Raw genomic sequence first — 13013 nt, forward strand, 5'->3', positions numbered from 1 at the left:
ATGACTATGGGAAATCTAAGTGGAAAAACTGCCGTCGTCCTGGGCGCTTCCGGTACGAGTAACTTTGGCAGCGTCATTGCCCGGACACTGGCAAATGAAGGCGCGAATGTGGTGGTTTCCGGTCGCCGAGCAGAACCGCTTGAGGACCTGGCGGATGAAATCAATGGCCTGGCCGTGCGCTGCGATGTTCAGGACGAAGACCAGATCCAATCGCTATTTGATACTGCGTTGGCGAAGTTTGGTGGGGTGGATATCGCCGTGAATTCCGCGGGAATACTGGCAAGCGGAAAAATCGCCGAACTGGATGCTGGGAAGATCCGCCCGACGCTTGAAATTAGCTTCATCGGTGCATTGCTGTTTTTCAAATGGGCGGCAGCTGCGATGAAAAAGGGCGGCTCGGTTATCACGATTTCCTCCCTGACGACTCGCTTACCGGGGCCAGAGCTGGCCGTTTACTCGGGTGCTCGTGCGGGAATAGACCACGCCATCAAGGTCGCTGCAGTGGAGTATGCAGAACAGAAGGTACGCTTTAATTCGATTGCCGCAGGCCTGATTCAGACAGATATGACTAATCCGTTATTTGACATGGATGCGGTGATTGAGGCTTGCGTGCGAGAGACGCCCGCTGGCCGGATGGGCACCGTCCAGGATATCGCGCAAGCGGCGTTGTTTCTTGCGGATGGTGAACGATCAGGGTTTATCAATGGTCAGATCCTGGATCTGGCTGGTGGGCAGCAGATGGGGCATTTACCGCGCCTGTAGCTATAGATATGGGCAGGTGTGGGCAAGCATTTTACGTTACGGAGAGGAAGGATCATGGGTGACCAGCTAAAGGGTTATGACGATGTGACCGTCTACACGCTTTCAGATGAACGAGAGCAGGAGCTGATTAATAAGCAGATTGAGTGCAACTTTATCTGGACCAACAAGGAGGGGCATGGTCTCGGTGTAATCATGAACTACGTTGCCCACAACGGTTCTATCTGGGTGACCGCCACCAGCCAGCGTCCACGCGTCAAAGCGCTGCGACGAGATCCCCGTGCCTCGGTCGTCATCTCCAGTATGGGTACCGATATGGGACCGGGTAAGACCATAACTTACAAGGGTAGGGTAAAGATCCATGAGGATCAGGCAACCAAGGATTGGTTTTATCCAGCAATGGCAAAAATTATCTCGCCGTATCCCGCCCCGACAGTCGAGGCGGCCATAGCGCACCTGGATACACCGATGCGTGTCATCTTGGAGTTAGTGCCAGAAATGGCCATCAAGTTCGATGGCGATCGAATTGCCAAGTCTTCCTATGAGGGAACTATCCCTGCGGGTGCTGATTGATCGGCGATATCACATCGAGGAGTTGTTACAAAAAAACAGGAGCCTTGGCTCCTGTTTTCTTATATCCCGTTTTTATCAGATATCTATGACGATGGGTATTTCCTTCAGGCCGCGCAGCAGCAGGTGGGGCATATATTCCAGGTCGTCCGGGGCGCATGCCAGGCGGAAGTTGCTGCTGTTGGCGAAGAGCGTTTCCCAGGCAACAATCATTTCCAACTTGGACAGGTGCTGGCCAATACATACATGGGAGCCAAACCCAAAGGCGATGTGCCGGTTGAGGTTCGGCCGGGAGATGTCGAACTCGAGTGGCTTCTCAAATTTGGAGGCGTCATGGTTGGACGAGAAGTACTTCAGTAACACCATACTGCCCGAAGGTATCTTCACGCCACCGAGCGTGTAATCTGACTTCACCACGCGCCACATATTTGAGGTTGGGGAGGCAAGACGCAATGATTCCTCGACCAGGTTAGGGATCAGGGAGTGGTCTGCGCGGATTTTCTCCTGTTGCTCCGGGTGGAGGCAAAGTTGGCGCATACCTTCGGCCAGTGTTGCCGTTGTGGTTTCGTTGCCCGCAACGAGGAACTGGGTGCAATGGGATAGTTGCTCTTCGATAGTGAGTGGTCGGCCTTCGTAGGTCGCATGTGCAATCAGGCTAAGCAGGTCATCTCGCGGGTGGCTTCTGCGCTCATCGAGCGCCTGCACAAACCAGTCATACTCATCCTTGAGGCCTGCATGGGCAGCCAGAAGCGATTCCTTATCGCCCAATTGGGAAAATACGGTAACGTTGTCCACCGTCCACTTGAACGCCAGGTCGCGCATCTCCGCCGGCATTCCCAATACATGCATGATCACCGATAGAGGGTAGGGGCGGGTGAACTGCTCGATGAAGTTAAAAGGCTTACTCTTGGGAAGCGCCTGAAATTGATCCTGGGCTCGTTGCTGGATCCAGGGTCGGTATTTTTCCAAGTTTCGGGCCAGGAAGAAGTCTTTCAGCTCATCCCGGTAGATCCGATGTTGCGGATCATCAATGGTCAAGAGTGTGCCTTTACCCAGGTCGTAGGTATTTTCCATGGCTGCGGCGATATCCGGGTCGGTTTCCGAGGCGGCACCCTTCGCCAATGCAAAATCATTGGTAAATACTGCAGGGTTCTTGTGCGCTTCTCGTACCAGGTCATAAGTTGCAACGATAAAAATGCCCGATGCGGGATCCCGATACACCGGTGCGTGCTCGCGCAGGGTTCGATCAAAGTGATAGGGGCACTTCAGTATCTTGTCATCAAACAAGGCCATGTCTTTCAGTGCATCTTTCTCTTCCAGGACGGCGTCAGTCATATCGCTTCTCCTTTTGTTTCAGGCAATAATGCGCGATCACTGCAAAACAGTCAATGCTGACTGTTATTGGGGTTTGGAAGAGTAGACGCAATTTTTATCTGCGGGTGGGTGCAGTTGGATTTGGCGGGGATGTTGGGGGCTTGTAGAAGGGTAACTAGATGAGCGGAGAACTGCAGCGCTGCGACGGCCTTTACTTTCGGCCGTCACAGCAGTCTATTAGGGTAACCTCAGGCGTCGCTGGCGACCGCCTCGGAGGTTTTATCGCGCATCAATCCACCATCGAACTTGATCGTTTTTTCCGGGACCACCTCGATGATAATGCGGTCTTCGGTGTCGAGGAACTGGACAAATAGTTCCGGGGTTGGAGCCGGGCTGGTGGTGTGCCGGGCGAAATCCGGGTAGAACCAGTCCTTTGTCTCCTGATCGGTGTGCAGTACCGCGTGCCCCTTGAAGGTGATGGACTGACTGACATCGATGTCCGTGCCAGCACTCGAAATTACCACACTACAGCGGTTATCGCGGGCAAGCGCTTTCATGCGGGCGCGTTGCTTTGTGGCGGTACACCAGATTCTGCCGTTGCGCCATATGTAGCTCATCGTCACGCCAAGGCCGTGCCCTTCTTTGTTCGTCCAGATAAAGGTGAGCTCATTCTGCTTGCGCAGCAACGTCTCCTCCCTTTCTGAAGTGAGTCCATACATAGTCACATCGTCATAATTCTTTACAGGGGTATCGCTCATATTGCCTTCCTTAATGCCCTTTCTAACATTGCAAAATCGGCCGCTGTCCTGGATCGCTCAAGTACCCGGGTTAGTGGGGGAACTCACAACGCCCACTGAACTGTATCACCCTGGCCAACCATACACAGTAGTGTCTGTGTGAGGAGGGATGTTTTACACAAGTGACAGTTGCACTGTTACCAATCCACACAGTCGGTGGCGAATGATGTCTGCCATCATACAAAAAAAAATCGCAAAACAGTATGTATTGACTGTTTTTTTTGATACGGTGGATATCTGCATGAAATAACCCGCAATTTTAATTAGAAGATACAAACGGGTAGGTGATCGATGGGCAGAGTTGATGGAAAAGTCGTAATTGTCACGGGTGCCGCTTCTGGCCTGGGTTTGGCGATATCCCATCGCCTCGCTGAGGAGGGGGCAAAGGTCATCATGACGGATATCAATGAGCCGGGCGGTACCGCCTCCGCGGCACAGGTACCGGGAGCCATATTCGTCCCACATGATGTTACCCGGGAGTCGAGCTGGGAAAAGCTGATCAACGACATTGTGGCGGATTATGACGGGGTGGATGTGCTGGTGAACTGCGCTGGTGTTGTTCAGCTCGCTTCGATTGAGGATACGTCCGAGGACATGTGGCGCAAAGTGCACGCCGTGGGCACGGATGGCACCTTCTATGGTTGCAAGCACGCACTGCGCGTGATGAAAGAACGCGGGCAGGGTTCGATCATCAATATGTGCTCAACCGCGAGCATCCAGGGTGGACCTAACATCTTCGCTTATGCGGCCTCTAAAAGCGCCATTCGCAGCATGACCAAATCGATCGCTTGCCTGAGTACTCAACAGGGGTACGGGGTACGCTGCAACTCTGTTCATCCCGGAAATATGGCAACTCCCATGTTGAAAGGCGTGTATGACCTTGTGCGTGAACATGACCCGGTGATGGCGGACGAGCTGGACCGGATGTGGGTGGGTGAGCCCAGGGATGTAGCCAATATGGTTCTGTTCCTCGCTTCCGACGAGACCTCTGCCGTCAATGGTGCGGAGATGGTGGTCGATAACACAATGAGTATTACCGAAGGCGTTGTTTTGAAGAAGGAACTTCAGGGCGTGCGAGATTAAGGCCGAGAGCAGATGATTGCCCGGTTGCCGCGCGTTACTGATACACGAAACCTACAGGGAGTGAGAATCTATGTCTAAAGCGGATACGTTAACCCTGGAGCAGGGCGCTATCGCCAGTTACAACGCCTATGCGGAAGGTCTGGACTCCAAGGATTGGGCGCAGGTACGCCGTTGTTTTGCCGATGAGGTGTACATTGATTACGGGGTAATTATAGATCCCGAGGGTGATCCTGCCGTCCCGAAGAGAGCGGATGATTGGGTGGCACAGCTCAAACACAATATCGGTGGCTTTGACATCACTCGGCATACCATCAGTAATCACCGTTTCAATACTGACGGCGAGCTGCCCAGTTGTACCGCCTATCTGGTGGCGGACCATGTGATACTTCCCGACCCTCTGATGCCAATTGCCGGCGCCGAGGATATAGCCACGGTGATTGGGGAATACACCAATCAATACCAGCGGATTAACAACGAGTGGAAGATCGTGAAGTCGAAACTCGATATCCACTGGTCAACAGGGAATATTGCGCTTTTTGCCCAGGCTATCGCGCGTGGTGAGGTCAAGCCCGTCGAGGTTGAGTTTTAACGCCCATTGAAACTTCTTATATCGCCAGCGGCATTCTTGCAGTGTGCCAATATCCAGTAAAAATCGTAATGAAACGGTGAGGATCAGCGAATGACGACACAGCGACCGGAAATGGACCTCTCACGATTTCCCTACTTGCAGGGCAACTATGCGCCTGTGCTCACTGAGTCCACGTTTGAGGAGGGTGAGGGCGGCTTGCGCGTAGAAGGCCGCATACCGGAGCAGATTACCGGTGCTTTCATGCGCAATGGGCCAAATGTTGCCTGGCAGCCCGACCACTATGTCTATCCGGTTGATGGCGACGGCATGATTCATGCGGTCTACTTCAAGGATGGTCGGGTGCACTATCGTAACCGCTGGGTAAGGTCAAAGTACTTCCAGGTGGAAGAAGCCCTGGGGCGCGCATGCTGGGGAAGCCACGGAAAGCCGCACCCCGTAGATGAAGAAGCGATTGCACTGGGCGGTTCACCCCATCCGTTCAAAAACCCTGCGAATACCAGCGTCCTCTTCCACGGTGGCAACCTGTTTGCGCTGTTTGAGGCGGGCTTTCCACATGTTTTATCCAGCGACCTGGAGTCCGCTGAAGAGTTTGATTACCACGGTGTTTTGCAGGCGGGGGATGGTCTGACCGCACACCCCAAGATCTGTGCGCGCAATGGCGACCTGATTTCCAATACCCAACGTTTTACCGAGCCCTATCTTACTATCCAGATTTTTGACAAGAATGGCCGGCACAAGCGTGCAATTCCCGTGTATGGAATGCACCGACGCGCAATGATCCATGACATTCAGCTTTGTGGTGACTATATCGTTGGGCTGTTTGCGCCGGCATTCCCGGATATTGAAGCCGCCATGCGAGGTGAGAATCCCTTTATATGGGAAGCGGACCGGCCGACCCGCATATTTGCGGTACACCGGGACGGGGGAGAGCCTATCTGGTTCGAGGCGCCCACCTTCTTCAGTTGGCATTTCTGCAATGGCTTCCAGAGCGGTGGCAAGCTGTATATCGATTACATTTGGATGGACAGTATGCCGGTGTCCAACGAGTTGGGGACCGGTGTGGAGTCCCAGATGCGGAATATGCATCGGCTAACGCTGGACCTTGCTTCCAAAGCGGTGACCAACGAAAAAGTGGGGCCGACCTATTGTGAGTTTTCGCGCGCTGACGAGCGCCGTTGTGGCCTGTCGTATCGCTACGGTTTCGCGGCAGCCGCCACCCATGAGTGGGGAGAAAGCCCCAACCATGCCTATAACGCAACCATTCGGTATGACATGGAAAGCGGATCCAGCCAGTTCTGGGATTTCGGAGAGGGTGCAAATGCAGGGGAGCCCGTACATATTGCCAATCCGGACAGCGATCGCGAGGAAGACGGCTTTTTGATGTCTTATGTGACGAGTCCAGCGGAGGGTGCGTTCCTGTCGATTTTAAGTGCAGGAGATCTTACTCGTGGCTCACTGGCAAAAATCCATATTCCGGCCCGTGTCCCTAATGGGTTTCATGCTAACTGGATGAACGGGCTAACGCTTTGAGGCGGGCGGGCCATCGGCAAGAAATCGGTAGCCATAAGAGTAGGGAGAATAGCGATGTCTAGTTTGGAGCAGGGTGGTTGCTTGTGTGGTGCTTATCGGTATGAGTTCAATCGGGACCGAGTCCTGTCGTCTTTCCACTGTCATTGTAAGGACTGCCGCAAAACCACGGGAAGCGGTAAGTCGACCATTGTGCTGATACCGGACGACGCAGTGAGTACCTGGGGTAACCTGAAAACCTACACGGTGACTGGCTCACAAGGCGCTCACGTCAGCCGTGGGTTCTGCGACACCTGTGGTTCGCAGGTCAGCAGTCAGGTTGAGGAAATGCCTGGGTTGCGAATGATCAAGGCCGGCACCCTGGATGACGGGACCTGGCTCAAGGTCCAGTCAAGCTGCTGGGGAGTTACCGCACAACCCTGGGCTCCCGTGGATGAAGATGGTGCGGTGTTTGAGCGCAACCCGGAGCTTGTCTAGTCTGCGGGGTAGGGCGAATTATCACCAGTTGATTCTTTTATGGGAGCGGAGCCTCGGGTTTCCAGAAAAACCTGATGCCCCGGTATTGAAATGACATTGGTCAAAAAAGGCGGTGTTTTGTGAAAAAACCTTGAGATACCTGCTTTTTTCGCGGGCTCACCTTGCGTTGGTTCCTGTTCGAATTCCATCGTGACAGTTTCTGCTGTTGCGGCTTTCTCGCGTTTCCATTTCTCTTTTCCCCGCCGTATTTTCTTTTTAATAAAATTCATATAAATCAATCGTTTACGAAAATTATTCGTCGCTTTGCTATTCGCAATGGTTTCTTATTGCGCCAATTTGATATATTCAAATAACTTTTCACTTTCTGCACAAAAACCTTGTTGCAAGTTACTTCGGAGGACATGTAGTATAAACAGTACGTCCTGATTGTTTTGTGGTAGGGCTAGGTCGGTGAAGTAGGGCAAATTCCACAGCGCCGGCCTGCAAACGGTTTTGAATCCACCACCATTCGGCCTTGTCATCTCGTGGTACCGACAGGAAGTCTGTAGCCAATTGGTGCTCACAAAATTCGATGGAGAGAGAGATGCACACAATAAATAAAATCACATTGGGAATGGCTCTGGCCGGCTCGGTTTCCACCTTCTCTGTATTACCGCAGATCGCTAATGCGCAAGAAAATTCACCCGCGCTTGAAGAAGTGACAGTAACCGCCCGTAAGCGCGTGGAATCGCTGCAGGATGTAGCCGTTTCTGTTACCGCTGTCACTACCCAGCTACAGAACGCTGCGGTAAAGAATATCCAGGATCTCAATAACTTTGCGCCAAACGTAAATATTGATTTTGGACCTGCCAGTGGTAGTGGTGCCACCATTTCTATCCGCGGTATCAGCCACCAAGACCCGGATAAAAGTATGGAGGCGCCTGTTGGAGTGATTCTGGATGGCGTGTTTATGGGGACAACCGCTGGTCAGATGATGGACAGCTTTGACCTGGAGCGTATAGAAGTACTACGCGGTCCTCAGGGAACCCTGTTCGGGAAAAACACCACCGGCGGTGCGTTGAATGTGATCCGTTCGAAGCCGACCAAAGACTTTGGCGCGAAGGTTCATATCGGCGCAGGCGACTTCGGCCTGTTAGAAACCAAAGCGATAGTAAATACTCCGTTGAGTGAGGCTGGTGGGCTCAAGCTTTCGCTCAATCGCTCACAGACGGATGGTTACTGGAAAAATACCACTACTGGAAAAGATGCAGGCGCAGTAGATTACCAGCAGCTGGGTGCCGCTGTCGCATTCGATATTTCAGAGAGTTTTGATATACAGCTAAGCTACGACCGTATTAATGACGATTCAGAGCGCGGTGCTTTTGCGAACTTCAATGCGGATGACAGTCTTGCATGTATAGCCAGTCTGGCTGGCCTGGATCCGTCTGGTCCAGCATTCGGCTCTGGCTGCATGAGCCTCGATGAAGGCAGCGATGAAGATCATGTGTCGACGAATGGCAACAATGAGGCTTCCACCCAGGATGACTTGCTCAACCTAACCATGAATTGGTCCCTGGGTGACTGGGTACTTACTTCCGTTACAGGATATCAGGATCGTGAAGAAGAGTACTCTCATGAATTCGACTCCAGTCAGGTGCGTCTGCTGACGGTTACTGGCGGGCATGAGTATTCACAATTATCTCAAGAGTTGCGAATCAACGGTCAGTTTAACGAGCGCACCAACCTTACTGCTGGTATTTACTACTTCGAGTCCGATGTTCGCCAGCATCAGGATAGCTTCGACATGTGGTATTACATTTTCGCTGGAACCCCATTGGGGGCATTGCCACTTGGCGATATCAGTGCGAACCTCGATAGCACTGTAACCAATGAGGCGAGTGCCGTATTTGCCAGTCTGGATTATCAGCTGACCGATGATCTGTCATTGAACCTTGGGGGGCGCTACACCTGGGAAGAAAAGACGTTCGCTGGTGGTTCTGGTGCCTGGGACTCACAGATTCTCGGACCGAGTATTATTCCCGCGGGCCCAATTCGTAACATCAAAGATGACTGGCAAGAGTTCTCTCCCCGGATCGCGCTGCAATATAACGCTGCCGAAGACGTGATGTTGTTCGCTTCTTATGCCGACGGCTTCAAGAGCGGCGGTATTTTCGCGCGTACGCAAGATGTCAACGCGATTACCTCATTTGATCCCGAGTATGTAGATACTTACGAGGCAGGCGTTAAAAGTGAAGTGTTGGATCGACGCGTGCGCCTAAATGCCACTGCGTTTTTGACTGACTATACCGACAAGCAGGAGGAAATCCTGGTGCCGGAAGCGGGCGGGCAGGTTAACACCATAGTGCGCAATGCGGGTGATGTTGAGATCTCCGGTCTTGAGATCGAAATGCAGGCGGTAATCACCAGTAACCTCAACCTGTATATGATGGCGGGCTTGCTCGACACCGAATACAAGGAGTTTTTTGCTGACATCACCGGCGATGGCGTTTCCACGGATAATACCTATCTGCAACTGCGCAACACACCCGATAAAACCCTTGGTGCCGGTTTCGATTATTACAGGGATGTCGGCTTCGGCGAGTTCTCGGTCAACTATAACTACCGCTGGTCTGATGAGTACGAGAGTGAGTTCTTTAATGATCCCCGCGGTCACGTCGATTCCATGGGAATGCACAACGTAAGCATGAACCTGGCGGTTGACGATAAATATAAAATCAGTCTCTGGGGCCGTAACTTGACTAACGAACGCTACGCCCGTCTCGTTAGAATCGGTCCTCTTTCTCAAATGGGGCAGTACAACGCACCGCGTACCTATGGTGTGCAGTTTACTGCTGACTTCTAAGCGATTCCGGCCCGCGTAAGCGGGCCTTTCCTTCTAAACGCTTTTGGTTATTCGCCTGTTTACAGGCGAAGCCTTTCGTTTGTCTGTTATTTGCCTCCAGCTCGAGTTTTGTAGGAGGTTGCCTGGGCGGTGCGTGGAGTTTGCCCAGGTTCCAGAGGCAGGTTGGTTTTCTGCCAGGAGTACCCTGCGCGCGATATTACAGGCTTGCGTCGCAGGGAGAGTGATCGTTGTACCTTGCCGTTTGCAGATGTCCAGGAAGTAAGGTCAGAAATATTCAGTTGATCTTGAGGCAATAAGGAGAGTGGATGCTTTTTGATACCAGTTAACAAAATATAGCGAGAGATGAAAAATGAGAAAAACGAGTTGGCGATTGTTAATCGCGCTATTTATGACGCTGGCATGCGTGCCGGCCCTGGCCCAAATAATCCCAGGTTACCAGTCATTCAATGGGGTCACCAACGACGTGGGGCCTGACCTGGCCACAGTGATCGAATACGACGTAACCAAGGCCGCCTGTGATCAGTATCAGGCGGACCTAGACCAGTATCTGTTGGATAACGATGCCGTCCTTAGCCAGCTGGATGATACGGAAGTCAGTTTGGCGGTAATGACAGAGCACGAGCAATATATCGTTGATAACTTCGTCAGTAATTACGACGAGGCTACCCGCCTGAAATGCGGGAAATATATGTTTTTCTATGAGACCTTCGATACCACTGGGCCACCCAAGTCCATGATGCATTTTATGCTCCGGAACTTTGACGCGTACTTTGGACCTGGTTTCTCGAACTATGGCATGTACGAAGACCCGAATGTGGTTGCGACGATCCCGCCATCGCCATTCAATCCTGCCATCGGGAGCAAGCAACTTCCTGTGGGTATTGCAGCAAGTAGCGGTGATTTTGGTAGCTCTGTTCCTGTTTATTCCTTTTCCTGTGCCGCCTGTCATTTCAAGAAAATGGATGATGGTAACTTTGCTGTGGGAATCGGAAATACCAATTTCGAATATGCCCGCATGCTATCCCTACAGGGACAATTGCCGTACGTATTCCTATTCCAGGACGACAATCTGCTGGGTATTCCCGATCCGGTGGATGAATTCGGAAATCCTGTATATGACGAGGGTGGCAACCTGATACATGGCGGCACCGGACTGCTCAACGCTTTTGTTATTCCTGAGGTGCAGCAAGAACTTTCAGCGCCGGTGGCTGCAGCGCGCGCTACTCCGGGTGCGATCGATGAGTGGTTTGCCCTGGACGCAGAGTTAAATGCTGGCTCAACTCAGGCAGACCGTGATCAAATTTCTTCCACGCTGGATCAGCAACGCCAGGGCTGGGCCACCTGGTCCGGGGTGATGGATTTCCTGGTGCCACCGATGCAGGACGATGGCCAGTTTACCATTACGCGAATTATGAATCTCGCCAACGTGGTAAGTGACGAGAACGTTCAGGCGCAGCATGGCTTTCAGCACAAGGCGGGGCTGGGCTGGCATGGTGGCTCTTATGACTTGATAAATTTCATTCGTTCAATTGTCTCGCTAACGCCCAGTGACACAGTTAATCCGGAATCTCGCGCGGAATACAATTACTGGGTGAATGAATATCGATTTATGCCCCTGGTGGATTATCTGTACACAATGGATGAGCCAAAACTCCCAAATGATCGAACGTTTGACATGCTGGCAGCAAAGCGCGGGGAGCAGATATTCGACACTAATTGCACTAGCTGTCACAACGGTCCCGGCGGTGAAACCAGCCGTTCCTACGATCACGCCGAACTAAATGTGGAAGATGGGCACGCAGCATTCTTGGATCTTTATTGGGACGATACTCTGTTTGGTGGTGTGGGTGGCTACGAGACTAGTGTTACCGCTATTCGGGACCGCTTTCCTGCAGGTGAGACCGGTTATTATACTCGCGGCGTAAAGGGGCCGCGGTTTATTTCGATGTGGGACAATAACAGGCTGTTACACAATGGTTCTTCTTGGGGGCTCGAAGAATTGCTCACTTGCGCCAGCAGTCGCGTAGACCACTCCACGCAGCCCGACATACCGTTCTCCAACCAGGGCCACGAATTCGGTTGTCACTTCAGTCCGGGGGACAAGGCGGACCTGATTGCGTTCCTGGAGACCTTTTCCACCACCCGCAATGTCGGCAACTTGTACAACGGTCAGTTCGACACACCGTGTAACACTCTGAATAACGGCAAGTCGCAGGTGGTCAACCTGACGTTTACCAAAGGTAAGCGCATGGACCTGCTGGTGAAGCGTTATTCGGATGCCAACTGCCAGGTATTCGATACCTCCATCGTCAACAATCCCGGGCATGGCCTTTCCTGGGAGATGGACGTAGGGACCCCGTTCATCAACTCCCGTGGCTACCTTTCCCACAATGTCACCTATACCAAGCCAGATGGCACCATTGCCGAAGATGTGATCGCGATCGAGGGCAACCAGTTGGCCAACGCCGAAGAGGGTGACCCTGAGCCGCGCGGTATGTTTATCCGTCCGCGCACGGATTATCCGGGGCTCAACGGACTCTGGCTGAATAACGAGTGTACGGCCGCGAACACCCGCGAGCTGTTAGCCATTCGCGATGGTGTCCGGGTGAATAAGACCGTTAGCTACAACGCGCCGGGCTGCACTGGAGGCGTACTCAGCATGGTCAATGACAGTGCCTGGAGTTTTGAGGATCCCAAATGGCTGCAGGCTGGCATTCGCTATGAATCAACACCCAAGTACAACCTGCGGCTGAAGATGAAGAACCTGGCAGATGGCAGTAATTGGACGCAATTCATTAATGTCACCGATACGACACTGAGTGCGATGTTCAATAACTATTTTGCGGCCAGTATTAACGGCAATGGTCAGCATTACACGCGTATCTACAACATCAATACGGCGGAGTAAAAGGGCTAAAGGTTACTTATAAGTCAGTATTAAGGTGATGGGATGTGTTGTCCCATCACCTAGTGTTACTTTTAGAAACCCCAAATGGATGCCGGATATGGTTTGTCGAAATCCTGTTTATTGTGCGATTTTGATTTTTGGTAATGT

The 13013-nt window shown here is 52.3% G+C and carries 11 protein-coding genes; 8 read left to right on the forward strand and 3 right to left on the reverse strand.

Features of this window, described 5'->3' with window-relative positions:
• Positions 1–6 precede the first annotated feature (6 nt).
• Together LC059_RS05300 and LC059_RS05305 are read left to right on the forward strand one after the other, a co-directional pair.
• Entirely contained in the window at positions 7–762 is a 756-nt protein-coding gene (locus tag LC059_RS05300; RefSeq protein WP_226702764.1) for an SDR family NAD(P)-dependent oxidoreductase, read from the forward strand.
• Between the two features lie 54 nt (positions 763–816).
• A complete protein-coding gene (locus LC059_RS05305) occupies positions 817–1332 on the forward strand; it encodes a pyridoxamine 5'-phosphate oxidase family protein (protein ID WP_226702765.1) in 516 nt (171 codons plus the stop codon).
• Between the two features lie 75 nt (positions 1333–1407).
• On the opposite strand, the gene LC059_RS05310 is transcribed toward LC059_RS05305, so the two are convergent.
• Both LC059_RS05310 and LC059_RS05315 read right to left on the reverse strand, forming a co-directional pair.
• Entirely contained in the window at positions 1408–2664 is a 1257-nt protein-coding gene (locus LC059_RS05310) for a cytochrome P450 (protein ID WP_226702766.1), read from the reverse strand.
• A 227-nt stretch (positions 2665–2891) separates the two neighbouring features.
• Positions 2892–3401 (reverse strand): hypothetical protein, encoded by a 510-nt coding sequence (locus LC059_RS05315; RefSeq protein ID WP_226702767.1) that lies wholly within the window; start codon positions 3399–3401, stop codon positions 2892–2894.
• Between the two features lie 330 nt (positions 3402–3731).
• Here LC059_RS05315 and LC059_RS05320 point away from each other — a divergent pair, with 330 nt between their 5' ends.
• The 4 genes from LC059_RS05320 (at position 3732) to LC059_RS05335 (ending at position 7116) form a co-directional block, all read left to right on the forward strand.
• Complete coding sequence (locus LC059_RS05320) at positions 3732–4523, forward strand: SDR family oxidoreductase (RefSeq protein WP_226702768.1); 792 nt, start codon at positions 3732–3734, stop codon at positions 4521–4523.
• Between the two features lie 70 nt (positions 4524–4593).
• Positions 4594–5112: a nuclear transport factor 2 family protein gene (locus LC059_RS05325; protein WP_226702769.1), complete on the forward strand. Its 519-nt coding sequence runs from the start codon at positions 4594–4596 to the stop codon at positions 5110–5112.
• A gap of 90 nt (positions 5113–5202) precedes the next feature.
• Entirely contained in the window at positions 5203–6642 is a 1440-nt protein-coding gene (locus tag LC059_RS05330; RefSeq protein ID WP_226702770.1) for a carotenoid oxygenase family protein, read from the forward strand.
• Between the two features lie 54 nt (positions 6643–6696).
• Positions 6697–7116, forward strand: a complete 420-nt coding sequence (locus tag LC059_RS05335) for a GFA family protein (protein WP_226702771.1) — start codon at positions 6697–6699, stop codon at positions 7114–7116.
• Here the strand turns inward: LC059_RS05335 and LC059_RS05340 are convergent.
• Entirely contained in the window at positions 7113–7385 is a 273-nt protein-coding gene (locus tag LC059_RS05340) for a hypothetical protein (protein ID WP_226702772.1), read from the reverse strand. The two genes, LC059_RS05335 and LC059_RS05340, sit on opposite strands and share 4 nt — an antisense overlap.
• 344 nt (positions 7386–7729) lie before the next feature.
• Between LC059_RS05340 and LC059_RS05345 the strand changes: the two genes are divergently transcribed.
• Together LC059_RS05345 and LC059_RS05350 are read left to right on the forward strand one after the other, a co-directional pair.
• Positions 7730–9958: a TonB-dependent receptor gene (locus LC059_RS05345; RefSeq protein ID WP_226702773.1), complete on the forward strand. Its 2229-nt coding sequence runs from the start codon at positions 7730–7732 to the stop codon at positions 9956–9958.
• Positions 9959–10307: 349 nt separating this feature from the next.
• A complete protein-coding gene (locus tag LC059_RS05350; RefSeq protein WP_226702774.1) occupies positions 10308–12866 on the forward strand; it encodes a hypothetical protein in 2559 nt (852 codons plus the stop codon).
• Positions 12867–13013: the final 147 nt, after the last annotated feature.

It is taken from the genome of Microbulbifer elongatus (genome assembly GCF_020524885.1).
GTDB lineage: Bacteria > Pseudomonadota > Gammaproteobacteria > Pseudomonadales > Cellvibrionaceae > Microbulbifer > Microbulbifer elongatus_A.

What these genes read in the sequence shown, in the direction of transcription:
- LC059_RS05340 (WP_226702772.1), bottom strand. Translation starts at nt 7,385, where the DNA reads ATGAATTTTATTAAAAAGAAAATACGGCGGGGAAAAGAGAAATGGAAA.
- LC059_RS05300 (WP_226702764.1), top strand. Translation starts at nt 7, where the DNA reads ATGGGAAATCTAAGTGGAAAAACTGCCGTCGTCCTGGGCGCTTCCGGT.
- LC059_RS05310 (WP_226702766.1), bottom strand. Translation starts at nt 2,664, where the DNA reads ATGACTGACGCCGTCCTGGAAGAGAAAGATGCACTGAAAGACATGGCC.
- LC059_RS05335 (WP_226702771.1), top strand. Translation starts at nt 6,697, where the DNA reads ATGTCTAGTTTGGAGCAGGGTGGTTGCTTGTGTGGTGCTTATCGGTAT.
- LC059_RS05305 (WP_226702765.1), top strand. Translation starts at nt 817, where the DNA reads ATGGGTGACCAGCTAAAGGGTTATGACGATGTGACCGTCTACACGCTT.
- LC059_RS05345 (WP_226702773.1), top strand. Translation starts at nt 7,730, where the DNA reads ATGGCTCTGGCCGGCTCGGTTTCCACCTTCTCTGTATTACCGCAGATC.
- LC059_RS05320 (WP_226702768.1), top strand. Translation starts at nt 3,732, where the DNA reads ATGGGCAGAGTTGATGGAAAAGTCGTAATTGTCACGGGTGCCGCTTCT.
- LC059_RS05315 (WP_226702767.1), bottom strand. Translation starts at nt 3,401, where the DNA reads ATGAGCGATACCCCTGTAAAGAATTATGACGATGTGACTATGTATGGA.
- LC059_RS05330 (WP_226702770.1), top strand. Translation starts at nt 5,203, where the DNA reads ATGACGACACAGCGACCGGAAATGGACCTCTCACGATTTCCCTACTTG.
- LC059_RS05325 (WP_226702769.1), top strand. Translation starts at nt 4,594, where the DNA reads ATGTCTAAAGCGGATACGTTAACCCTGGAGCAGGGCGCTATCGCCAGT.
- LC059_RS05350 (WP_226702774.1), top strand. Translation starts at nt 10,308, where the DNA reads ATGAGAAAAACGAGTTGGCGATTGTTAATCGCGCTATTTATGACGCTG.